The 25266-nt window shown below is 41.6% G+C and carries 22 protein-coding genes; 12 read left to right on the top strand and 10 right to left on the bottom strand.

Annotation, left to right across the window (positions count from 1 at the left end):
• The first annotated feature begins 100 nt into the window (after nt 1–100).
• The 6 genes from PSF16_RS00665 to prfH all read left to right on the top strand — a co-directional run bounded on the left by PSF16_RS00665 (nt 101) and on the right by prfH (nt 8270).
• Nucleotides 101–571: a thioesterase family protein gene (locus tag PSF16_RS00665; RefSeq protein WP_272688617.1), complete on the top strand. Its 471-nt coding sequence runs from the start codon at nt 101–103 to the stop codon at nt 569–571.
• Nucleotides 572–720: 149 nt separating this feature from the next.
• Complete coding sequence (rarD, locus tag PSF16_RS00660) at nt 721–1614, top strand: EamA family transporter RarD (RefSeq protein WP_112860783.1); 894 nt, start codon at nt 721–723, stop codon at nt 1612–1614.
• Nucleotides 1615–2301: 687 nt separating this feature from the next.
• Nucleotides 2302–3675, top strand: a complete 1374-nt coding sequence (locus tag PSF16_RS00655) for an APC family permease (RefSeq protein ID WP_272688616.1) — start codon at nt 2302–2304, stop codon at nt 3673–3675.
• A 262-nt stretch (nt 3676–3937) separates the two neighbouring features.
• The gene (locus PSF16_RS00650) at nt 3938–5659 is read left to right on the top strand and encodes an amidohydrolase (protein WP_006662371.1); all 1722 of its coding nucleotides are present in this window, start codon (nt 3938–3940) and stop codon (nt 5657–5659) included.
• Nucleotides 5660–6525: 866 nt separating this feature from the next.
• Nucleotides 6526–7662 (top strand): RNA ligase RtcB family protein, encoded by a 1137-nt coding sequence (locus PSF16_RS00640; RefSeq protein WP_272688615.1) that lies wholly within the window; start codon nt 6526–6528, stop codon nt 7660–7662.
• A complete protein-coding gene (gene prfH / locus PSF16_RS00635) occupies nt 7659–8270 on the top strand; it encodes a peptide chain release factor H (protein WP_272688614.1) in 612 nt (203 codons plus the stop codon). Before PSF16_RS00640 ends, prfH begins: the two co-directional genes overlap by 4 nt.
• A 44-nt stretch (nt 8271–8314) precedes the next feature.
• On the opposite strand, the gene PSF16_RS00630 is transcribed toward prfH, so the two are convergent.
• The 9 genes from PSF16_RS00630 to lptM all read right to left on the bottom strand — a co-directional run bounded on the left by PSF16_RS00630 (nt 8315) and on the right by lptM (nt 16777).
• Nucleotides 8315–9013, bottom strand: coding sequence for a hypothetical protein (locus PSF16_RS00630; RefSeq protein ID WP_272688613.1), 699 nt, complete (start codon nt 9011–9013; stop codon nt 8315–8317).
• A 193-nt stretch (nt 9014–9206) separates the two neighbouring features.
• On the bottom strand, nt 9207–9791 hold the full coding sequence (locus PSF16_RS00625) for a 2OG-Fe(II) oxygenase (protein ID WP_154636301.1): 585 nt from the start codon (nt 9789–9791) through the stop codon (nt 9207–9209).
• 259 nt (nt 9792–10050) lie between these two features.
• Entirely contained in the window at nt 10051–10821 is a 771-nt protein-coding gene (locus tag PSF16_RS00620; RefSeq protein ID WP_272688612.1) for a hypothetical protein, read from the bottom strand.
• Nucleotides 10822–11009: 188 nt separating this feature from the next.
• A complete protein-coding gene (gene uvrD / locus PSF16_RS00615; RefSeq protein ID WP_006662365.1) occupies nt 11010–13172 on the bottom strand; it encodes a DNA helicase II in 2163 nt (720 codons plus the stop codon).
• Between the two features lie 220 nt (nt 13173–13392).
• A complete protein-coding gene (gene yigB, locus PSF16_RS00610) occupies nt 13393–14109 on the bottom strand; it encodes a 5-amino-6-(5-phospho-D-ribitylamino)uracil phosphatase YigB (protein ID WP_006658185.1) in 717 nt (238 codons plus the stop codon).
• The gene (gene xerC / locus PSF16_RS00605; RefSeq protein WP_154632574.1) at nt 14109–15038 is read right to left on the bottom strand and encodes a tyrosine recombinase XerC; all 930 of its coding nucleotides are present in this window, start codon (nt 15036–15038) and stop codon (nt 14109–14111) included. Before xerC ends, yigB begins: the two co-directional genes overlap by 1 nt.
• Nucleotides 15020–15724, bottom strand: coding sequence for a DUF484 family protein (locus PSF16_RS00600; protein WP_006658187.1), 705 nt, complete (start codon nt 15722–15724; stop codon nt 15020–15022). The genes xerC and PSF16_RS00600 overlap by 19 nt, the downstream gene beginning before the upstream one ends.
• Before the next feature lie 27 nt (nt 15725–15751).
• Nucleotides 15752–16576, bottom strand: a complete 825-nt coding sequence (dapF, locus tag PSF16_RS00595; RefSeq protein ID WP_006662364.1) for a diaminopimelate epimerase — start codon at nt 16574–16576, stop codon at nt 15752–15754.
• Nucleotides 16577–16597: 21 nt separating this feature from the next.
• Nucleotides 16598–16777, bottom strand: coding sequence for an LPS translocon maturation chaperone LptM (lptM, locus tag PSF16_RS00590; protein WP_006658189.1), 180 nt, complete (start codon nt 16775–16777; stop codon nt 16598–16600).
• A 214-nt stretch (nt 16778–16991) separates the two neighbouring features.
• On the opposite strand from lptM, the gene cyaY reads away from it, so the two are divergent.
• Entirely contained in the window at nt 16992–17309 is a 318-nt protein-coding gene (cyaY, locus tag PSF16_RS00585; RefSeq protein ID WP_006658190.1) for an iron donor protein CyaY, read from the top strand.
• A gap of 82 nt (nt 17310–17391) precedes the next feature.
• On the opposite strand, the gene PSF16_RS00580 is transcribed toward cyaY, so the two are convergent.
• The gene (locus tag PSF16_RS00580; protein ID WP_272688611.1) at nt 17392–19977 is read right to left on the bottom strand and encodes a class I adenylate cyclase; all 2586 of its coding nucleotides are present in this window, start codon (nt 19975–19977) and stop codon (nt 17392–17394) included.
• 616 nt (nt 19978–20593) lie between these two features.
• Between PSF16_RS00580 and hemC the strand changes: the two genes are divergently transcribed.
• The 5 genes from hemC (at nt 20594) to PSF16_RS00555 (ending at nt 25196) form a co-directional block, all read left to right on the top strand.
• Nucleotides 20594–21538, top strand: a complete 945-nt coding sequence (gene hemC, locus PSF16_RS00575) for a hydroxymethylbilane synthase (RefSeq protein ID WP_006662362.1) — start codon at nt 20594–20596, stop codon at nt 21536–21538.
• Nucleotides 21535–22290, top strand: coding sequence for a uroporphyrinogen-III synthase (locus tag PSF16_RS00570; protein ID WP_154601410.1), 756 nt, complete (start codon nt 21535–21537; stop codon nt 22288–22290). The genes hemC and PSF16_RS00570 overlap by 4 nt, the downstream gene beginning before the upstream one ends.
• Nucleotides 22291–22293: 3 nt before the next feature.
• A complete protein-coding gene (hemX, locus tag PSF16_RS00565; RefSeq protein WP_006662361.1) occupies nt 22294–23559 on the top strand; it encodes a uroporphyrinogen-III C-methyltransferase in 1266 nt (421 codons plus the stop codon).
• 2 nt (nt 23560–23561) lie between these two features.
• A complete protein-coding gene (hemY, locus tag PSF16_RS00560; RefSeq protein ID WP_006662360.1) occupies nt 23562–24755 on the top strand; it encodes a protoheme IX biogenesis protein HemY in 1194 nt (397 codons plus the stop codon).
• A gap of 210 nt (nt 24756–24965) precedes the next feature.
• Nucleotides 24966–25196, top strand: a complete 231-nt coding sequence (locus PSF16_RS00555) for a DUF4014 domain-containing protein (protein WP_006658197.1) — start codon at nt 24966–24968, stop codon at nt 25194–25196.
• Nucleotides 25197–25266 lie beyond the last annotated feature (70 nt).

Below are 25266 nucleotides of genomic sequence, written 5' to 3'. Positions count from 1 at the left end.
GAAACATGATTAACCGTTGAAAGATTATTCATTTGTTTTCTAGATATTAGCACATACATAATGTTAACTTATGATTAACATCATAGACAAGGATCCTAAAATGAATGAGCGCATCTATACCTTCGAAGAAGCCAGTAAATTTATGAGTGATGCTTTTATCTACAAAATGCCATTTAATCAACTGCTTGGGATTGAGCTTTTGCAAATGACGGATGACTTAGTTCAATTGTCCGTAAAAAATCGCCCTGAACTTATTGGAAATTTTACCCAAAATATTCTGCATGGCGGTGTTATTGCATCCCTGTTAGATGTGGCAGGAGGCATGGTCTGTATCAATCGGATCCTACAACGCATTGACACTCTCACATATCAAGATATTGCAGATAAGATGTCAAAGATGGGCACTATCGACTTACGCGTTGACTACTTACGTCCTGGTCGTGGTGATGTATTTATTGCGAGCGCCAGCTTACTCCGTGATGGCAATAAAATAGCAGTCACTCGCAGTGAATTGCACAATGAAAAAAACCAACATATTGCGACGGCAACGGCGACTTATTTAATCGGATGAAACATCCCAATAAATAATTAATAACATCATTAACTAATAGCTTGTAAAAAAACCTGAGCAATGTCACATTTATGGCATCACACATCGAACCATCCGCTTTCTTGGTTTCGATCTCTCAGTTTGACTTTATATCAATTTCAGAGCTATTCATGAGCCAACAAAATACTACCAAAGGCGTGTTATGTGCCTTAGGCGCTTATTTTATTTGGGGTGTTGCTCCCATTTATTTTAAATCTATTAAAGAAGTTCCAGCCGAAGAAATTTTGACTCACCGGATTATTTGGTCATTTTTCTTTATGCTGCTACTGCTCACTATTTCACGCCATTGGAGTTATTTCCGCCAAGTATTAAAACAACCTAAAAAAATCTTAGTCTTAGGTGTCACTGCGGTAACAATTGCGTCTAACTGGTTGATTTATATCTGGGCAGTAAATAATGGGCATATGCTACAAGCCAGCTTAGGATACTTTATCAACCCTCTGGTTAACGTACTGTTTGGTATGTTATTTTTGCATGAACGTTTTCGTAGAATGCAATGGGTCGCGGTTGGACTAGCATTGACGGGCGTGTTAATTCAGCTATGGCAGTTTGGCTCTGTGCCTATCATTGGGTTAAGTCTTGCGGTGACATTTGCAACCTACGGATTATTACGCAAAAAATTGGGGGTTGATGCCCAAACAGGCATGACATTTGAAACCTTATGGTTACTACCTGTTGGTATCATTTTCTTATTGTTCTTTGCAGATAGTCCGACAAGTGACATGACGATGAACAGTTGGCATTTAAATATCCTCTTAATTGCCGCAGGGATTATCACCACTGTTCCATTGTTGCTATTTACTGAAGCTGCCAATCATTTAAGGCTATCAACATTGGGCTTTTTCCAATATTTAGGTCCAAGCATTATGTTCTTACTGGCCGTCTTTATGTATGGTGAAGTGATGACCCAAGAACTGCTCATCACATTTGGCTTTATCTGGGTTGCATTAATTTTATTTACTTTAGATGCGTTATATACACAGCAGAAGCTTAGAAGAAAATAACATTTAGTTTTTCCTATTATGGGCATTCGTGCCCATAATATCGGACTTAAATTAGTGCTAACACGCTAATTATATTATTTTGTTTATATAGGTTTCATTTAATGGAACTAGAAAGGTTAAATTATTTTATATAAATAAGTGATTTTTATTAAAATTCAATTTAACTTTTTATCATTTTTATCCCGTTTTCAACATCTTTAAAGCAAACCTGTTTTATTCTTTTATTTCAATAAATTACAAATATTTTATATCACTTGATTTTAGATAAAAAATGATTCATATTTAACTTACATTAAATTCTACGTTATTTATTTACCTTTCAAACATCAACTCGTTGAAATAAAACAGTATATTTATTTATTGAAATAAATGATTGCTTAATAGGAGCTTGATAATTATATTGTACGCCGCTTGTATTCACCCCAGCGGATGGTAATGGTCCGATTCATTACTGACGTTTCATTAAAGTGCGCACGATGACAGTGATTTTATATTCTGTCCTGGTGCGAGGTTTTCTGAAATTGAATACAAAGCGTCTACCACATACCTAATTCAATAATTAGCGTATGTAAAAAACAAGACATGTAGTGCTATAGCTGAAGTTATATGGCTGCATTTTTAGGTTCACTCGGCCTGTGTATTCAGACAGAGTTAACGTTGTTAAGGGCTTTTGGGAAGGGCTTCAAAATGCAACAGAATACCGTTCAAATGAAACGTGTACTGACCACCCCTGCGTTAGTGTTTTTCGGGCTTGCCTATATGGTACCGCTCGGGATTTTTACCACCTATGGACAAGTTACTGTATTAAGTGAAGGCCACCTGCCTATCGCTTATTTAATTACACTTGCTGCTGTCTTCTTTACAGCCATGAGCTATTGCCGCATGACCAGCGCACTCCCACTTTCTGGGTCTGCCTATTCATATGTGCAAAAAACCTTTGGCGGCACTCTTGGATTTCTTGTTGGTTGGGCACAACTACTGGATTATCTATTTCTTCCGATTATTAACTACATTGCCATTGGGATCTTTGTCCACGAAGCACTCCCCAATATCCCAATGCCAGTGATAATCTGCTCAACCATCGCGATTGTTAGCATCATGAACATTCTGGGTATCAAACTGGTATCTTGGATAAATATGCTGATTATTCTGATGCAATTTGTGTTTATCGCCATCTTCTTATACATCTGCTTCCAAAATGCCTATGTTTTAGATGTCGAAGCACTAATGGCGCCATTAACGGTGATGTCATCACAAGTATCAGGGCTCTTCGCCGGTGCTGCGGTACTGTGCTTAGCCTTCTTAGGCTTTGATGCTATTTCGACGATGGCAGAAGAGACTAAAGATGCTCGTCGTGCTTTACCAAAAGCCATTTTATATACCGTATTTATCGCGGGAGCGATGTTCATTGCTATCTCTTACGGCGCACACTTAATGTACCCGGTATGGCAAGACTTTATCCCGAACACCGATGTTGCCAGTATTGCAGTGATGCAACAAGTGGGCGATAAAATGAAGTGGATCGGCGCATCCTTAATGGCATCAAGCTTTATTACCGCTTATGTTATTGGTGTATTTGCTTCCGCAATGACATCTCAAGCCAGTATTGTGCGTATTTTCTATGCTATGGGTCGTGAAGGTGTGCTACCGCGTTCTATCTTTGCCTATTTACATCCACGCCTGAATACACCGGTATATTCCATTATTTTTGTGGCGGTAGCTTCGCTGCTGTCTCTTGTGCTATCTCTTAGCATGGTTGCCTCCATGATAAGCTTCGGTGCACTGATCGCCTTTACCTTCGTGAATTTATCGGTCATTAAACATTTCTATATTGACCGTAAAGCTTCCTTGGATAATACCAAACTGCTCACGTGTTTGATTATGCCATCGATTGGGGTTGTTTTAACCTTGTGGTTATGGACAAGCCTAGATGCAGAAGCCTTTACAGTGGGTTTATGTTGGTTAGCCGCAGGTGCAGGTTATCTCACTTTATTAACCCATGGTTTTACTCGTCGTCCGCCTGCTATATCCGATGCCGAGACTGAGATGATTATCAATTAATTTTCCCAGTACCTTTCGTTGATTATGGGGAAGCTTATCTTCCCCATTGAGGTTGTTGACAAAGCAGGATAAAAACGTCGTTTTTCCTGCTTTGTGTTATCAGCCGAAAATCAATGAATTGATTTTCCTAATTATTTTCAAAACCTATTCAACCTGCCACCAAACCTAGCCGGTTTGTCAGCAGTCTGTATGGGGAAGTCTATCTTCCCCATTATTTTTTTGGTTCTGGCTCCTTAGGAGCCCCTGATACAGACGGTTTACGATGAATAATAAAATTGCTGATGTTATTTATTTCAACGGTTATATCTATACCGCAGACAGTCAAGATAGCGTTGTTGACGCTATCGCCTTGAAAGATGGTTATATTCTTGGAACAGGGACTTCAAATGAATTGCATCAATATGTAGGTCCAGAAACAGAGAGCATCGATCTTGAAGGCAAAATGATGATGCCAGGGATCATCGATGGACATATGCACCCATTTTGGGGAGGCATTCAGCTTTTTGGCTGCCATCTGAACTATGAATCCCTGACTATCGAGCAAATTTTACAACGCGTGCAAAGCCACCTCGATAAAGACCCGCGCACGGGAGAAAATGACTGGCTAAAAGTCACTGCGTGGTTACGTCAAGGCATGTTACCTGCGGGTATTGATATGTATCGTGAAGATATGGATAAACTCAATACCAAACGCCCTGTAGTCCTGTTCTCCAATGACTGCCATACGCTATTAGCCAATAGCCGAGCGCTCGAATTATTTGGGATCACTAAAGACACCCCTGAGCCGCCAGATGGCAAAATTGGTAAGTACGAGAATGGTGAACTCAATGGTATTCTCGAAGATGCTCCAGCCATGCGTGCTGCCGATAGCATCCCATCGATCCGCGATGAACAAGCAGTAGAAGTCGCTGAGTTAGTTCAAAAAGTATTGAACCAACAAGGTGTCACGATGGTGATGGATGCCCGTGTTTCTGAGCAGCAATTAGATGCATTCCACCAACTTCAACAACGTGGCGAACTGACATTACGTTTCCAAGCTGCGCGAGAAATCACGCCTGATGATACGCCAAATGTTGCTGCGGTTGCCGCTGCGGTTGATAAAGCTGTTGCTTTCGCCAAAAAATGGCACCAAGCCGAATGGACGCCAGCACCTGGCATCGGATTACGTAACATCAAAATGTTTGTGGATGGCGTGCTGCAATATCCAACCATGACCGCATCATTGCTACAGCCATATCGTGTGAATAAAGGCACCGATAGCGCCCCTAATTGGGTTGAAACCGATAACTACGGTGACCTCTATTTTACCGCTGAGATCCTCAATGAACTGCTCGAAAAAATCGCTGCGGCAGGTTACGATCCTCACTTACATACTGTAGGAGAAGGTGCCGTTTCTATCGTGTTAGATGCGATTGAAAAAATGCGAGCTGCACATCCTGAAAAAGATATTCGCCCAGGACTCGCTCATAATGAGCTGGTCGACGCTAAAGACTATGCACGTTTTGCACGTCTAAATACTATCGCCTGCTTATCATTCCAGTGGGCTGCTCCAACACCTGAGCTGGCTGCATTCGAGAAAAACATGCTCGGTGAAACCCGCTTCCAGCAACTAGAGCCTATTGCTAAGTTTATTGATGCAGGTGCCGTGGTTGCTTTTGGTAGTGACTGGCCAATCGATGATTTTGACGAATGGTATGATTTGAAAGTCGCAGCCACACGTCGTGGACGCGATATTAATGGTCAACCCGCGCCAAGACTCGATAATGATCGGGACATGACTGTGATTGAAGTTTTGCGTTCTGCAACAATAGATTCCGCCTATGCACAGCATCGTGAAGATGTTGTCGGATCCCTTGAGGTGGGTAAATTTGCAGACATGATCGTGTTAGATCGCAATGTATTTAAAATACCTGCTGATGACATTGAAAATGTGAAAGTCTTGCGCACTATTGTTGGCGGTAAAACTGTTCATATTGCTTCGTAGTTTTTTAATTAGTTAAAATAGTAAAAAGTGCCCCAATTATATTGGGGCACTTTAGTTTGAGTGCTTGATATCCCAACCGGTAATAAGAAAGAAGAAAGAGTGGGGAATTCATTGTCATTAAATTGAATTAATTAAAATTCTCTCCCCACTCGGTGATTAATTGATTTCGTAATCCAATTTCACCTGAACGACTGTATTGTCATTATCAATATGCAAATAGCTTAATCTATCCTTTATTAAAAATGAGCAACCCAATATTGTTACGCAAATAGAAACTACAGCTATCATTGCGTACTTTGTCATTTCTCCTTGACCTCTCTTTTATTAAGAGGCACACTCCCGATTGTGTGGTTGGGAGTGCAGCCTCGTTGGTGAATATCACTAACGGGGCTTTTTCTTTCCCAGACCAAAAATAAATGCTTGAACTGAGCAAGATCAAGCACCCAGCAAAAGAGTAGCAAAGTTACAATAGCGAAAATATACCTGTTTACGCTTATCTTAATGAAATATTTTAATAATATTCAAATCTGTAATTAAATATCAATTTTCGTTTTGGATTATTATTTATCATAAAAATAATTAATTTCTAATTTATTAATTACTTTAGGATAAAGATTAATTTTACTTTTTTCCTCTTTTCTCTCTTGCAAAAGAAAAAAGTTCCCGTTAATATCCGCCTCGTTTTCATTCATTCAATCAATTCACTGCAAGGAGGTTCATCATGACAACAATTAATCAAACTCTTTGCGGGCAGACCCAGAAATAGTCTTAAACGTAAAAATAATCTTAAACGTTAGTCCAGCTATCTTCTCAAAACTTGCCTGCTAATTACCTTATTTTTCACTTTAGAAATGAGTCAATAGCTTATGGGCAATACCCTTCATTCTGTGAGCGAACATGTTAATTACATCGCTACAGAATCTACATGGATTGAAAGTAAAGCAATCCAACAATTACAAACAACAGCAAATTTACCCAACATGCTTGCCGTCGTTGGTATGCCAGATTTACATCCTGGTCGAGGTTATCCAATTGGTGCCGCATTTTTCTCAGAAAAACGCTTTTACCCTGCACTGGTAGGCAATGATATTGGCTGTGGAATGAGCCTATTCCAAACAGATATTAAGCGAGCAAAAGTTAACTTAGATAAGCTAGAAAAGCAGCTTTCTGATATGACTGACCACGCTTCCCAAGAATGGCTAGATGAGCATGTGCCTGACAAAATGAAATCCCACCGTTTTATGACGTCACTTAGCTCGATTGGTGGTGGTAATCATTTCGCAGAATTTCAAGCCGTTGATAAGATTTTGAACACTGAGCTGTTCGAGCAAAGCGGTCTTGATAAACAGAAATTACTCTTGTTAGTACACAGTGGCTCGCGTGGTTTAGGGCAGTCTATTCTGCGCCAACATGTCGAACAACATAGTCACAACGGGCTTGATGAACATTCCGATGAGGCCGCAACTTACCTAAATGCTCATCAAGATGCATTGGATTTTGCGCAGCTCAATCGCCAGTTAATCGGGCTACGCATGATGCAACAAGTGAAAACGTCAGGCGAACAATATTTGGACTTGAATCATAACCTTGTAGAACCTTGTCGTATTGATGAGACAGATGGCTGGTTACACCGCAAAGGCGCAACCCCCGCTGATCGTGGTATGGTGATTATTCCCGGTTATCGAGGTGATTACAGCTATTTGGTCGCACCCGTAGCTAATGAAATTAGCTTGAATTCCCTCGCGCATGGCGCTGGTCGAAAATGGATGAGAACTGAGTGTAAAGGGCGATTATCTCACCGCTACACGCCACTCCAATTGTCTCGAACATCCTTAGGTAGCCGAGTCATTTGTGCCAATAAGCAATTGATTTATGAAGAGGCTCCACAATCCTATAAATCAATTGATACCGTGATAGACAGTATGGTTGATGTGGGGATTATTCAAGTCATCGCACGTGTAACCCCCGTGATCACCTATAAAACCAGCGGAGACTGCGAATGATCTTATTACAGTTTTCTTCTGCTCAAGGTCCTGAAGAATGTTGCATTGCAGTAGAAAATGCATTTGCATGTTTTGTAAAAGAGGCTGCTTTACTCAAGGTGAATACCGAATTACTAGAGTCATGCCCATCTAAGCAAGGGCTAAAATCAGTGCTGATTGCTTTAGACGGTATACATGCCGAAAAAATGGCAGAACGTTGGAGTGGGACGATTCAATGGCAATGTCAAAGCCCGCTGAGACCACGCCATAAGCGCAAGAACTGGTTCGTCAGTGTGATGATGTTTACACCAATACAACCTTTAGAAAACAGTGAAATCGAATATGAATTTACTCAATCTCAAGGTCCAGGGGGGCAGCATGTGAATAAAACATGTTCCGCCGTTCGTGCCAAACACGTAGCAACCGGAATTAGTGTCAAAGTACAATCGGAGCGTAGTCAACATGCTAATAAAAAATTAGCCAAGGAGCTCATCCATTGGAAGCTTTGCGAATATCAATCTCAACGGCTAAACACGTTAGATAAACAACGCCACCTTTCTCACTACCAGATTGAACGAGGAAATGCGGCATTAATTTTCACCGGCAAAGAATTTAAGCAAATGAACTAAAAACAGGGGCGCCACACTATTGCGTGGCACCCCATGATTACGCATTAAGCACAAACAGGATAACCAAGATAAATATCACAAGTAGGATACGTCGAGGCAAATGAGCTGATGGTATTATTACCCATAAAGCTGCTATCAGCAGAATCCATCGCGGTGATCTGCTCAACTAATCGTGTTGCACGTGAAGAACCAAAGCAATCAGGTAATTGAGGTTCATTCAACGCATCGAGCTCTGCGCCCACCGTCTTAGAAAAACGAATACGCTGCGCCTCTAACGTTGCGAATTCTCCATTGATCCATTGATTTTGGATATATAGCGATATTACCGCATGGCGCACAAAGGGTGAATCTGAAGGGATTACTGAAGGGAATGGGGATTCCGTATTCGAAAATGACGCCAAACTCAGCTCTAGCGCATTAATACTGTCCATAACTTTATCAAAGTTGTCTGCATCACCAATAGTATTAATATATTTTTCTATTTCCACGATGTTATTTTTAATAATTGAAAGTTTTTCTTTATTATTATGTAAATTCATCTTTTCCTGATATATGAACTTATCGGTGGGTTTAATCTCCCGGGTTGTTAACGTATCTAAACTTCTGCCTGTATGTTCTCTTAAAATATTAATATTTATTTCCAGCTCTTTTTCATAAACCGCAAACTTTGCACTATAATCTTCAAATTTCAACTTAAACGAATTAAACTCGATTTGTGACTTAAATTTATTATTTAAACTCATTATATAATTCATCCTTTATTTATATTTTGAATATAGAAAATAAACTCATCTGATTTTCATTAAAAATCAAAATTAAAATAATCTAAAATATGAAAAATGACAAAATCATAGTTTATATACTACGTTTAGTTTTATTATTATGATGATTATATAACAACCAGCCCCCTAACGGGGGCGGCATACAAGGAGAACGTTAAAGTATTTTTTCAGTTAAAAACCAACCCGCTATACTTTCACGCTTATTTTCTGTGGGTAAGACTTCATGAGGAAAATTTTCTGACATAAAAAAGATCATTCGCCCTGCAACGGGTTCTAACTTAAACAAATGATTATCTTCATGGTCATAAACAACCAATTCTCCACCATCTTGAGGCTGCCATCGCTCATTCATATATAAAACCGTTGTGATTTTACGACGTCCAACCCCTCGCGGGTTATCAACATGTTTTTTATAGAATCCACCATTGGGATAGCGGCAAAAATGGGTTTCAAAATCACGTAAACCAAGATAAAGCTGACGATTTAATGCTTGCCTGATGTGCTCCATCTTATCCATATAACGCGCAACAGCATCTCCCATCTCGAGTTCTAACCAAATTGTTTGGTCGCCACGAATACTTTTATTACCCTGCAATGAATCACGATGCCCAATGCGAGCGTCTTGTAATTTATCGGGGATACAATCTTTAATGGTATGAATCTCTGACAGATTCAGAAAATCGTCCCACACATACCAACCTTGTGAAGCAAGTGAATCAATAAGTTGATCAATTGACATGATGAATTTAAGAGTGGTTACTAGGTAAGATTTTATACTTTATTAGTGGAAAAATTTAAAATTAAAAACTCAAATCCTAATGATTCAATAACCCTATCAACGCGAATCGCTAAAACATTATGATTGCGAGAGTAAAATAAACAACTCCTTTTATATCATTAGCATAGAAAAACTGGAAACAAAAAAAGGACTTAAACAAGATTAAGTCCCTTATCTCATCAGCGAGAAATTAGTTCACTAATTGTAAAACTATTTAAAATTAAGCGCACATTGCTGTTCGACCAACACCGCCACAGTCACAGAAAGGAATTGATGCTTTCATAGAATTTATAGGCATAGAATTGATTGGGTTCTCTGCTGAAAAATAGCCTTCATTCGTGGGTTCAAAACCGGATTGCTGTTCCGCAAGCATACCCAATAATGCAGGTTGCATATCTAATTTTACGGGATCTTTCATTGCCTTAAGCGCATCTAACTCAATATTCAAACGTTCTTCATTTATCTCTTTAACTAAAACGTCAATTTCATAGCGCACTTTGGCAAGTTCATCATTTTTTTTATTAAAATGAGCAATAGGCGTGAAAATCATCCCTCTCAATCCGCCATGATTAGTGAAGTCTATTTTTTCAAAGTTATTTTTTGGCTGATTCCAACTTTCATTATTCTTTAAATCTTGTTGAACTTGTTTAATATAAAAATCAATTTCATTTTGACTATAAAATATATTATTTTTTTTCAAATCAGTAAGAATGGATTCTTGTTCCAACAGAGTATTATGGTTTAGGCTTACTTTATTCACTTGCTCACGCAAGCTATTATTTATTTTATTCTTAACTGCATCCATGGTTTGTTGCATTTTATTAACATCATGCCTTCCAGATATTAATAATTTTTCACTCACAGAATTCATATTCTCTATGGCTGCATTGGCTCTATCATTTAATTCAGTCAATAATTCTTTACTTCTTTTTATTTTCACTCTAACTAAATCTAATTTTTTATCTAAATTAACAAATCTGTCCATTTCCATATGATAAATCTCCATTGATTATTTTAATTAATTAAAATTCAATCGGAGACTATAGTAATTTAACGTAGAAAACAAATATTTTAATTATATGTTTTTAATATAAAAATAAAGAGAATTTATTATAATTTTTAGGGATTTATTTTTGAGTGAGCACCGCGATTCTTTGCGGTGCTATATTTAATTTGGACCTACAACATTTCTAATCGAGCATAAGACGCTACCAGCCATTTAATGCCTTGTCCCTGAAACGCAATTTGTAATCGGCAATGCTCACCACTTCCCTCAAGGTTAATGATGGTGCCTTCGCCAAATTTCGCATGTCTGACTCGCTGCCCTAATGCATAACCTGAATCATTCTGGCTGATTGGCGTACCAAGACGTTGATGACTGACAGGACGAGAAACTGTTGCTCTTAAACGTACCTCTTCCACACATTCTGTTGGCAACTCACCAATGAAGCGAGAAGGACGATGATAAACTTCTTTACCATATAAACGACGGCTTTCTGCATAGGTAATCGTCAGCTTTACCATCGCACGGGTAATCCCTACATAAGCCAGACGACGCTCTTCTTCAAGACGACCACTTTCATCCATAGACATTTGACTTGGGAACATGCCTTCCTCCATTCCTACGATAAATACCACAGGAAATTCAAGCCCTTTAGCAGAGTGCAATGTCATCAATTGAACGGCATCTTGGTTGACATCAGCCTGTCCTTCACCAGACTCTAATGCAGCGTGAGATAAAAATGCCTGTAATGGCATTAAATCTTGGTCTTCATCTTGATAGCTAAAGTCACGTGTCGCGTTGACTAACTCTTCCAAGTTTTCAATTCGAGCTTGGGCTTTCTCACCCTTTTCTTGCTCATACATTGCTCGTAAACCGGAATCATTGATCACTCGGTCGGCTTGAACATGTAATGGCATCTCTTGGGTCTCTTTCGCTAATGCTTCGATTAACTCAAGAAAACGTTCAATTGAACTCGCAGCCCTGCCGCCCAATACCTGTTCGCGAAGTAAGTACTCACAACTCTCCCATAAAGTCAGTTGCTGATCCCGAGCAGTTTGACGAACTGTATCCAATGTTCTCTCACCAATGCCTCGCGTTGGTGTGTTCACCACACGCTCAAAAGAAGCGTCATCATTACGGTTAGCGATCAATCTTAAGTAAGAGAGCGCATCTTTAATTTCTTGGCGTTCAAAGAAGCGCTGACCGCCGTAAATACGGTATGCCATCGCACCTTGAATTAGGGCTTCTTCCATGACACGAGATTGGGCATTACTCCGGTAGAGGATCGCGCAATCTTGTAAAGCACCACCGTTTTCATGCCATTGCTTGATGCGTCCAACCACATAGCGGGCTTCATCAAGCTCATTGAAGGCACAATAAAGGGAAATAGGTTCGCCATCGCCGCCCTCTGTCCACAAATTTTTACCGAGTCGGTCACTATTATTGGCGATGAGCGTATTCGCTGATTTCAAAATATTATTGGTTGAACGGTAATTTTGCTCAAGACGGATAGTTTCAGCGCCGGGAAAATCATTCAAGAAGCGCTGAATATTCTCAACTTGTGCACCACGCCAACCATAAATTGATTGGTCATCGTCCCCCACGATCATCACTTTGCCTGTATCGCCAGCTAATACCCGAATCCAAGCATATTGAATGCTGTTGGTATCTTGGAATTCATCCACCAAGATATTAGTAAAACGCTCACGGTAATGCTGGAGAACATGAGGCTTGTTCAGCCATAACTCATGAGCACGCAACAATAATTCAGCAAAATCCACCAGCCCAGCGCGATCACAGGCTTCTTGATAGGCTTGGTATACCTTCAACCACGTCGCCTCTACTGGATTACCATAACTTTCAATATGCTGAGGACGCAGCCCTTCATCTTTTTTACCGTTGATGTACCACATACCTTGGCGAGGTGGCCACTGTTTCTCATCGAGATTCATAGCTTTAAGTAGACGGCGGATCAAACGATATTGGTCGTCACTGTCTAGAATTTGAAAATCTTGTGGCAAATTGGCATCTAAATAGTGCTGACGGAGTAAGCGGTGTGCTAAACCGTGGAAAGTACCAATCCACATTCCACCTTCGCTGGTTCCCACTAACTGATTAATACGATGACGCATTTCTGCGGCAGCTTTGTTGGTAAACGTCACAGCCATAATCGAAAACGGAGACGCATTTTCCACCGACATTAGCCAAGCAATGCGATGTACCAACACACGCGTTTTACCGCTCCCCGCCCCAGCGAGTACCAGTAAATTAGTTCGCGGGGCGGCAACCGCTTCGCGTTGTTTGTCATTAAGACCTTCGAGCAGATATGAGACGTCCATAGTTACCATCAAAGCAAAAACAGTGATTTGCACCACTGTGGGGTTACTGACAAAGAGGGAGTAAAATGTGGTTTTTTCACTCTTTGTGTTATTAGGCGAAAATCAATAAATGATTTTCCTCGTTTATTTTCATAAACCCAAGAAGCCATTTCAAAACCCGATGGATTTGGAAATAGTTTAACAGTGGCTTACACCACTGTATTTTTATACAGAGAAAGGATTATACCAATGATAAAAGAGAATCCAACCGACAAATTTCTACGTGAGGTAATAAATGCCCTTCCTTCTCGTTCATCAACGTTGAATGGTCCACGTTAAACCAGCAAGCTTGCATTCCACTTTTGATTGCCCCTTCCACATCCGTTAGTAGGTTATCCCCAATATGTAAAATTGCGCTAGGCTCAATGTTTAAGCGCTGAGAGGCTAGATGGTACATATCACAATACGGTTTTGAGCGCCCATCAGGACCTGCTTTTAAGACAAACTGGAAATATTGCCCTAACCCACACTCTTGTGGTTCTGCATTACCGTTAGTGATGGCTACCAGTGGTAATTTTTCGGCTAATTTTGCTAACGTTTCATGTGTTGATTGCGGCACATCGATTTGGTTACGCCAGTAAGTAAAGTGCGACATAATCTCATCCGCACCTTTCAGAGCATCTTCTTTACTGTAACCATAGTGGCATAACATCATTTTCGACGATAACCAGCGCCAACGGGTAATATCATGGCGAATATTGGGCTCTTGCTCTTCAACTAAATAACGAAATGCATAAATATCATCGTTAGTAAAATGATGAAAACGCGGGTCATATTCACGGATAAACCGTAAAACTTCCTCTTCGGTTTTATCAATTACTGGGTGGTTGTCGTACAACGTATCATCCAAATCAAACGTCATCGCTTTGATGGGTGATAACGGACGGTAAAAGTGCATTAAGATTTCTCCCTCTTCGCTCGCGGATGCGCCACATCATAAACATTTGCGAGATGTTGGAAATCAAGGTGGGTATAAATTTGGGTTGTTGAGAGATTGGCATGACCCAATAACTCTTGGACCCCGCGTAAATTACCACTTGATTCGAGAATATGCGTTGCAAAAGAGTGGCGTAATTTGTGGGGATTGATATGGCTATTCACCTCTTGTTTGATTCCCCATTGTTCGAATCGCTTTTGCACATTACGATTCGAGATACGTTTACCACTTTTCGTCGAAATAAATACCGCACCATCAACTGGCTCATACAATTCACGCATTTCAAGCCAGCGCTTTAACCAGCTTACCGCTGTTTTTCCTAGGGGAATTTTACGTTCTTTGCTACCTTTCCCCATCACCCAAACCTCGCCTAAATCGAGATCTAGATGCTTCACATCTAAGCCAACTAACTCAGATAGACGTAATCCTGCGCCATACATCACTTCTAACATCGTCCTATCTCTCACGACGAGAGGGTCACCACTGTCCATATTCAATAATTGAGAGATTTCATCCACATCCATATTTTTGGGCAGACGTTTTTTGGCTTTAGGTGCATGGAGAGTTTTCACCGGATTTGCAGGTAGCTCCCCTTGCTGCACCATCCAATCACAAAAACTGCGAAGGGCTGAAAGCCTTAGTGCCATACTCGCGGCTTGTAAGCCAGTTCGACGGCTTTTCGCCGCAATACTGCGCCCTAAGGTAATATCCAGTTTTTGCCATTGATTGACTTTTAGCTCACCCAAAATTTGGCACACGACACTTAATTGACGACGATAATTGGTGATAGTCACTGGACTTAACCGCCGTTCGACGCGCAGATAGCGAAGAAAGGCTTCGACTTGGATCATCAGCCCTTCTGGCTGAACGTCTACAGACGCTCTATCCATTGACATAATAACCTCGGTAGGATTTGAGCCACTTTTTCCAGCATCACTGTTCCCATACCATGTTGATAGTGTTCACGGTCGCGGCTACTAAAAATAACCATACCTGACTCACCATGATGACCAAACAGTGAAATCGCCACTGAACCTACATTTTGTGCATCAGGCAGTAAAAGTTGAAGTTCAGGACCATTAAGACGACCAAGATAATTGAGGCGATCCCCAAAACGCTGAATACGTACAGGCTCGAAAATACGACGCGGAAGCACTAATTCGTGAGCATCTAATGGGGCGGATAACCGCCAACTGTCACTAAACAGACGTACTGACGCGCCTGATAAACCCAGTTTTTTTGCCCAACGGTTTAATGAAAATAACATCTCCCGCAAACTGTTTGCAGAAGACATCTCAATCACAAGATACAGAAGTTCATCGAACAGCAGCCCATTTTCATGCGCCTGTTCCACCATGAAGCGAATATCCTGTTCAAGATTTTTAATTTTTTGACGTTGACGACTCATCACGAGCTCAGGAAGCGAAATAGCCTCCTGAACAACGTGAGGAACCTTGATTTGCTCAGCAAGAGATACATTGCGAATAAAGAAATAAGGGTTCTGTTTTAAATATTGCACCACATCCTGCTCATCCATTCGCTGAGCAATCTCTGGCACCGTTTCACGCTTATCCATTATTCCCCTCTTTGCACTCAATCAAGATTAAATTTGGATCACTCCATCATAGACATGGGTTGCAGGTCCCGTCATGTATAACGGCGATCCGGGACCATCCCAACTAATATCCAGAGAACCGCCTGGTAAATCCACGCGAACTCTGTTCGCTAACAACCCCTGCCCAACACCGACGGCCACAGCCGCACATGCCCCACTCCCGCATGCTTGGGTTTCCCCTGCACCACGTTCATAAACACGCAGACGAATGTAATCCGCACTGACAACCTCCATAAACCCGATATTGGCACGTTCAGGGAAGCGCTCATGGCTTTCTAGTGCAGGACCTAAAACTTCCACTTCAGCGGTCTGTACATTATCGACTTGTACAACACAATGGGGATTTCCCATCGAAACAACCCCCGCAAACACTGTACGTTCTTGTGCTCGAATAATATAGGTTTTTTCCGCTTTCACGGCGCGAAATGGAACGTTTTGTGGCTCGAAATCAGGCTCGCCCATATTCACGCAAACATCATCATTTTCATTAATGGTAAGAGTCATGCGCCCTGATTGAGTGCTCACTTTAATTTTTTGCTTGTTCGTCAGTCCTTTTAAGCGCACAAAGCGGGCAAAACACCGTGCGCCATTGCCACATTGTGCCACTTCGCTACCATCCGCATTAAAAATACGATAATGGAAATCAAGATCGGGGTCATAAGGGGCTTCCACCAGCAAAAGCTGATCAAAACCAACGCCAGTATGTCTATCTGCAAGGCGGCAGATCAGCTCTGGTGAAAAATAGACGTTCTGTGTGACGCCATCTACCACCATAAAATCATTGCCTAGACCATGCATTTTTGAGAACTGCAATTCACGTTCCATAGCAGAGGCTTACTGTTTATTCGCAGCAGGCTCTTTGTTTGAGCTGCTTGGAGCTTTAGGTTGCACGTCAGATTTAGCAGGCGCAGCTGCATTGTCTTCAGGCGGAAAATACAACGGACCTTTTAAGCCACAGCCTGAAAGGGTAAGTAAAACAAGGAGTGCACTAAGCCCAAATAAACTTTTTTTCATTATGTTTCGCCTGTAAGACTAAATTTTGCAATCTGATATTTCACACAGTAACAGGAGTCGCTTTTCAAATCACGCCTGTTTATCAAACATATTAATATTATATACGTTAAATAATTCAAATGGCATCTCACATCTGAGATGTGAGCCGTTTGACCCCTGAACACATTCAACCCTATAATTTCGCCTAAATAAAAGTATAAACAGGAAATACATCATGAACGATAGCGAATTTCATCAGTTGGCAGAGCAATTGCTTAGTTCGATTGAAGAACATTTAGATAATTACGATGGCGATGCAGATATTGATAGTGAAATTAATGGCGGCGTCATGACATTGAGTTTTGAAGATGGCAGTAAGATTATCATCAACAAACAAGAAGCGTTCCACCAGATCTGGTTAGCGACAAAACAAGGTGGCTATCATTATGATTACAAAGATGGAAAATGGATTTGTGACCGCTCAGGTCAAGAGTTTCTGTCTATGTTAGGCAATGCAATTACCTTCCAAAGCCACTTCCCTTTTTCGTTCTAAACACGCACTCATTCTAAAACCACAGGCAGAGGCAATAATATACTCTGTCTGTCGTTTATCACGATTAAAACCAATAATCATATTACGCGTGCTGTTTAGATAGGCTTAGCGGCTCAGGCGAGCTTAATGGTGGTGCAGAGGGGTAATCATCATTATCTTCTTCGTCTGCAGTAAATGGCCAAGTCGCATCAGAAAAGACCATGACTTGCTTTTTGCCTGCCTCTTCTACAATTTGATAAAACTGAGGTAAATTGAAATTAATAAAGTTCGCACCGTAAGTAAAACGGTCATGGGAAGATGAGTAAAATTTACTCACATCACGCACCAATTCTTCTTTTGAACCTTCGCAGTGAGAATAGATTTCCACGCGATTGGCTTCATCCAACACGTAAATATTAAAGCCAGTGTTGTCGTCAGTATTTTCAAAGAAAAACTGCACAATACCTTCACTTGCGTAGCCATCAACAACCGCAGGAAGATGATTATCCCCCTTCGCTTGTAATTTTACTGGCCAACCATGCAATTTGTTATGGGAGATAGCGCCATAGAACTCAACCGCATTTTCAAGCTTTTGCACAGAAACGTTTAAACGTTCAAAGAACAGACCCCATGTTTGCCCAGCGATACGCAGAGCCTTAAAGCGCCCTGGCTCATTATGGTTACTGGATAAACGCAGCTCAATACACTCTGATACCAACTGTTGGACACGAGTACGAATAAGACCGCGTAAATGTTCGCTATAACAAAATACTTCAACTGCCTCTGGCGGCGCCGCGTCTTGGTGCATTTTGCCAAGGATGGTTTTCAGCGCTTCTAACATACACTGCTCACCACTGAAATGCAGAGTACGAACCTCATTCCATGAATTACGGTACAGCAGGTCAATGCTGCTAATCAGGCATTTTTGTGATTCACCAAAGCTGAAAATATCTAGCTTTCTAAAATCCACATGCACCACTTGCTCAGAGTAAACCTGAGTCGGGTCTTTCTCCAAGTTAACAATAATGGCTAAGTGACGGATTTCACATGGGCTATACAATGCTTTAGGGGTTGGAGCTGGCAATCTTATTGGGAAATGGTTCGATACATCATGTATTAATTCCAATAACTTACGCTCATCGCATTGGGACTTGCCATGATGCATATGGACTTGCGTATTTTCAGTCAGTAACCCATTAAAATAGGCCCACGCCACTAACTTATTCAAATAGCGGTTATATTCTAAAGGTTGATGACCAATAATGGTGTCAATTTGCGGTGCTTGGTTATACAGGTACCAACCACTGCGATTTGCACGACCTTCAGGGACATAAATAAACGTCAGATGCTCTTCACTGAGGTCTGGCGAAATCTGAGGGTTAACCAGAGTCACTTTCCCTGGTAGCGCTTCAAAGGCTGCATATAACTTACGGGTTAATACCCCAATATCTTGTGGGCTAGCACTAACACTTAAATTATTACGGCGCGCAAACCGAATTAAATTACGGTAACTTTGCATCATCGTATCGAGCAGCTCATTATGCGCTTCACGTACTCGCTCAATTTTCCATTGGTTACGCGTATCCAATAATGCCAAACGCTCTGAACTCCATCCCCACGATTCCACTAACTGAGACAACACATCACGACGCCAACCTGAACACGAATTACCTTCATCTTCAGACAGTTTTTCACAGACTTTGAGATAGAAACAGCGGCGAATTAAATCTAAACGTGTTGAGTCGTTAATTTCAGTCAAATAACGAGTAACACGTTCCAACATCAAACAGTATGAATCCAGCCCGTAACAGACAATTTCACCTGCATGTAAATGACGTTTGAATTCCAACGCTAATAATTTACCGTGTGGATAATCCCAAGAATAGGATTCCAGTAAAATGCTTTTTAATACCGCTTTATAAGGAGAATCGACACTTTTATACAGCTGCCACAGGCTCGCGCCAAAGTATTCCGCAGCTGAAAGTTCACCAAGACCCCCTAAATCTAGCCATTCGTTTGGTGTCAAAACGCCTTGCGCATAGAGTCCCATGACATATTCGTCATAGTGTTGCTCTTCCTCAACAGGGACCATCGTCCACAATAAGCGTTTTCCGGCCATTCTTACCGCAGTACGGTAAAATTCATCCAGCAGTAAAATATGTTGAGTAGAACCGCAATCTTCACCACCGATATGTCCACTCGCATTATGGCGAAAACGGTTTTCATCAATTAAAAAAATCGTGACATCAATCCCCAGAGAAGCTGCCCACTGTTCGATTAATGTGCATTTTTTCTGTAGGAATCGTTTCTCTTCGTTATCTAACCAAGAAGGATGACAGACCCAAACGTCAATATCTGAACAGTGACTTTGGCCCACTGAAGACGTACTTCCCATCGAGTAAATGCCCGTAATTGGCAATTCACCATTCGCTTGGTTTTTGGTGGGTAAAAAACGTTCTAAAGGTTGTAACCATTTGAGTTGTTCTGCATCGGGAGAAAAGAAACAGACACCATGAGGGACGTTGCCTTCAATATAACCTGGCATCATTGGATGATGATAATGAAACAAAACCGGCAACAAGTTGTAAACCTTCGAAAAGGTTTCACTCATAGAAGCCGTCGCGCGTTCCAACCGCAGTTGGTTTATCGCATCAAGTCTTTGCTTTAAAGTTTCAATATAGAGGTACAAAGGTTACGCCTGACTGAATGAATGTAATGACAAACCTGGGGGAATTTTCCCAGCACCCAACAGATAGAGAAAAACTTAAATTACTTTTCAAAGGGATTGTCGGAAACGTGATCAATTTAACACCTTGGAGCAAAAGGGTAAAGTAGATCACAGAATTTTTCCCGTCTATTTTTAGTACAAATTATTTTTCAACATATTGTATAAAAAGACTTTTTATTTTTGCATCACGGAAATATCCCTTGTTTTTCAATGGAATAATATCAGTACCGTCGATTGTCTAACAAAAAGGCAGCCATAATCTAAATCCAGCTTAGTGCTGTCCGGCTCTACGCTTACTCGCTTCAACAAAAATCGCTTAATCCGCTCTCCATTTTATTTTAAAAAAAGCACGAATAGCTAAAGAATTTTGTTATGTAGATCCTTTTTTTACCCGTTTTTCTTCACTCTCTGCCCCAAAAAGATGTAAAAAAGCGAACGTAAGATTATTCACTCTCTCTGCACACTCACTGAATATCGTTCATTCTGCGACCAGCTGGAAAAATTGCCGCTAACATGTTAAAACTAACGCCAATTGTATGGTTAATCTGCGGCAATATTCGCCTGAGAAAACAGTGAAATGACATCAACAAATATCGTACGCATCGCGACGCGTAAAAGCCCTCTCGCTCTATGGCAAGCTTATTTCGTCAAAGCGAAACTCGAGCAACTCCACCCAGGTTTACAGGTAGAGTTAGTTCCAATGGTCACCAAAGGGGACATCATTTTAGATACCCCATTAGCAAAAGTGGGTGGAAAAGGATTATTCGTCAAAGAGTTAGAGTTGGCTTTACTCGAAGGGCGTGCAGATATTGCCGTTCACTCCATGAAAGACGTCCCCGTTGAATTTCCTGAAGGGTTAGGTTTAGTCACCATTTGTGAGCGAGAAGACCCACGGGATGCATTTGTTTCAAACCATTATGCCAATATTGATGCGCTTCCTGCGGGTAGCATCGTCGGAACATCCAGCTTACGTCGCCAATGCCAATTAAGAGAATTACGCCCGGATCTCGTTATCCGAGACTTACGCGGCAACGTGGGTACCCGCCTATCCAAGCTTGATAATGGCGAATATGATGCCATTATCCTTGCAGTCGCTGGTTTAAAACGCTTAGAGCTCGATGAACGTATCAAAACCGCGTTGGAACCAGAACAATCTCTACCTGCGGTAGGACAAGGCGCGGTAGGCATTGAGTGCCGTTTAAATGATCAACGTACTCGCGATTTATTGGCAAAATTGAACCATGATGCAACATCGATTTGCGTTCTCGCGGAACGTGCAATGAATATGCGCCTCGAAGGGGGTTGCCAAGTCCCTATTGGCAGTTACGCCATCTGGCAAGGCGATAAAATCTGGTTACGTGCCCTTGTGGGAGCGCCAGATGGTAGCCAAGTCATCCGTGGTGAGCGTTTAATCGCACCTGCGGATGCAATCCAAGCCGGTATTTCTCTCGCGGAAGAGCTGCTTAATAAAGGCGCACGCGAAATTCTAGCTGAAGTCTATAAAGGAAATGCACCAGCATGAAGGTCCTTGTTACTCGCCCTGAGCCATCAAGCTCAGCGTTGATAACAGCCATTAATGCAATAGGGGCACAAGCTTATGCTGCCCCCCTGATTACGATTGAAGCTGGCACGGAACTGAATACGTTAATCCCACGCTTAGATGGATTATCGAAAAACGATCTCGTCTTTCTTTTGTCCAAAAATGCCGTCTGGTATGCAAATTTAGTGCTGCAACAAGCAGGACGAGACTGGTCAGATAAGTTATCCTATTATGGTATAGGACAATCGACAGGACACTATTTTCAACGGTTAACGGGACAGACTATCCATTGGGCTGAAGCGGGTGAAACCAGCGAAGTGTTACTCACTCACCCTGACCTACAAAATTTAACCGGAAAATGTGCCATACTCCTGCGAGGAAATGGTGGGCGTGAGCTTCTTGCCTCAACATTGCGCGCACGAGGTGCCAATGTTGATTACTGCGAATGTTACGCAAGACGCCCTGTGCCGTATGATAAAACTGAGTTTAACCAAACTTGGTTTAACGCTGATATCACTGACATCGTCATCACCAGTGGAGAAATGTTAACGTTGCTTAATGATTTGCTCTCTGAAGAGATGAAACAATGGTGGTATTCCCGCCGACTACTGGTTGTCAGCGAACGAATTGCAGAAAAAGCCCACCAAAGTGGGTGGCGTCGAGTCTGCGTAGCAACTAGCGCAGAGAATAACGCTTTACTTGAAGCATTAATTTCAACCGATATGGGATGCTAATTTATGACGGAACAAGACAAAATTACCGATACTGTTAATGATGAAGTGGTCACCGAGAAGCAAAAATCTCGCCAGCCTGCACCTTCATCCAAGCAGAAACGCTCTGGTCTTGCAGTCAGTGCGATTGCTATCGCAATCCTCGTCGTCATGGGCGGCGGGATGTACTACTTTACTCAACAAAGCAATGCGCAATTAGTTCATGATAACAATCAACTGAAACAGCAAGTTAGTGAGCTAGTTGAGCAACAAAATGCCGATAGACAACGTGTTGATGCGCTCATTGCCACCAATACCGAACTGAAAAACCATGCTCGTGATTACGAAGATCAACTCAATCGTCGCATGCAAGAATTACAAGCCCATGTCACCGCACTTTCCAGCTCTGATGTAAAAAACTGGCTGATCGCACAAGCTGATTTTATGGTGAAAATGGCAGGTCGAAAATTATGGAATGACCATGACCCTGTTACAGCGGCGGTCCTCTTAAAAAGTGCGGATACCAGTCTGGCGGAAATGAATGATCCGAGCCTACTCGATATCCGTAAAGCCATCGCTAATGATATGAATCGTTTAGCCGCTATCAATCAAATTGATTATGACGGTATTATTTTGCGCCTGAATCAGTTAAGTAATGACGTTGATAACTTACGTCTTGCTGATTTAAATAATGGTGATGCGCCAGAAGAAACTGGAACAGATGTCAGTGAGGACATCGCTGACTGGAAAGATAACCTCGCGCGCAGCTGGAAAAGCTTCACGAGTGATTTCATCACCGTTCGTGCTCGTGATGGCTCTGAAGCCCCACTGTTAGCGCCGAATCAAGATATCTATCTACGCGAGAATATCCGTTCCCAACTGCTTATTGCGGCACAAGCAGTACCTCGTTATCAAGAAGAGACCTATAAACAGTCCCTTGAGCAAGCCTCAACATGGGTGCGGGCGTATTTTGACGTGGATGCTCCAGCAACTAAGGCATTTTTGACTGAGCTGGATGATTTAATCAATCAACCTATCGACGCAGATATGCCAGAAGCCTTAGAAAGCCAAGCTAAGCTGGAAAAAGTGATGCAAACGCGAGTACGTAATTTGTTATCTCAAAATCCAGAACCAACTGGTGTTTCCGAAGATGCCGCGCTTGAGGCGGTAAAAGAATCTGACAAAGCCGCCCAAGAGGCAACGGCTCCTGCGGATACGCAAACCAACAAACCGGACGTTGCCGTCGAAGCTCCTGTAACGGATGCGGCAAACGCCCCTGAGCATAAGGGGTGATCATGATTAAAGTCTTTGTTCTGTTTATCGTTCTGATTGCTGGCATTATTTTGGGTCCCCTGCTCGCTGGACACCAAGGTTATGTGTTTATTCGTACCGATAGCTACGATATTACGACCAGCGTCACTAGCCTTGTGTTGTGCTTTATCTTGCTGCAATTTGTCTTGTTATTCTTAGGCTGGTGTTACCGCCGTTTTATGAGTACTACCTCACGGACAAAGGGTTGGTTTACGGGTCACAAATACCACAAAGCCCATACCCAAACCCAAAAAGCGTTGCTCAAATTAGCGGAAGGGGATTTAGAACAAGTTGAGAAGTTGATGAGTAAACATGCTGATTTCTCGCAGCAACCCGTCATTAACTACTTGATGGCAGCAGAAGCAGCGCAACAACGTGGTGATAGCTACCGTACTCATCAATATTTAGACAGAGCCGCCGAAGCCGCAGGAAAAGACCAACTCCCTGTCGATATTAGCCGCGTTCGAATTCAGCTAGCAGAAGGTGAAATTCATGCTGCGCGTAATGGCATCGATAAATTACTCGACCAAGCACCACGCCACCCTGAAATTTTACGCCTAGCAGAGCAAGCTTACCTTGGTACTGGCGCATACCAAGCATTAATCGAGTTGCTGCCAATCATGGCGAAAGTTCAGTTACATAGCGAAGATGAGCTTGAAGCCCTAAAACTCAAAGCTTACAAAGGGCTAATGAACCAGTGCATGGCTGAAGGTGGAAGTGATGGGCTAAAAACGTGGTGGAAAAACCAGCCTCGTAAAGTCCGCCATGAAGTCCCTCTACAATCATTCCTCGCTGAACATTTAATCGAGTGTGGGGATGCCCGTAGCGCAGAGAAAATGATTATTGAGGGATTAAAACAGCAATATGATGAGCGTTTACTCCTCCTGATCCCAAAATTACACAGTGATCAGCCAGAAGCTATTGAGAAAACGTTACTAAGCCTTGTAAAACAGTCTGGCGCAACGCCATTACTAAATAGTACATTGGGCATCCTTGCACTACAGCATGCCCAATGGGAAAAAGCAGAAACCTACTTTAAAGCTGCATTAGCACAGCGTTTCGATGCCTATGATGCAGCTTGGTTAGCGGACGCTTATGATAAGCTACATAAACCGCATGAAGCGGCGAAGATTCGCCAAGAAGCGCTAACGCACTCTCTGAAACAAGAGCGAACATAGTCTTAAATTTCTACGCATACCTATTTAAAAACGCCTCCTAATCCGAGGCGTTTTTTTGTGATTAAAATCGAGTCATCTTTAAAAGATAATCGTTCTAGGCGTCATTTTTAGGCAATCGAGGTAAACCGCATATTGCTATGTTATAAAAGAGACACATAGTGTATAAATGGTCGTATACATTTTCGTTTTGAATGGTTTTAGGATAAAGATATGAATGTAGTGAAAACTCTCTGGCGTTGGATTGTAGCGAGTCAAAATCGTTTACAGATCTTTTTTGACCTGCTACTTCTGATTTTATCTCCATTTATTTTTATTTCGATCATTGGATTCAATACCGCCGATCTGAATAAAGATATCTTTATTATTACCTTTATTATTATTGCCTACACATATGTAACTCGCTGGATCAGCAAGTGGTTAAGCAAAGAGAAAAAAGCGTAAGTACGATAATGACTTTTCTTTCCTAATGCTAATCAGGTTAGGAAAGAAAATAAAAACGCAGATTAATACC

The sequence above is a fragment of the Providencia sp. PROV033 genome, from assembly GCF_028484855.1.
GTDB lineage: Bacteria > Pseudomonadota > Gammaproteobacteria > Enterobacterales > Enterobacteriaceae > Providencia > Providencia alcalifaciens.
Note: the sequence above shows the minus strand (reverse complement) of the source record. Positions and strands in the feature narration are given on the sequence as shown.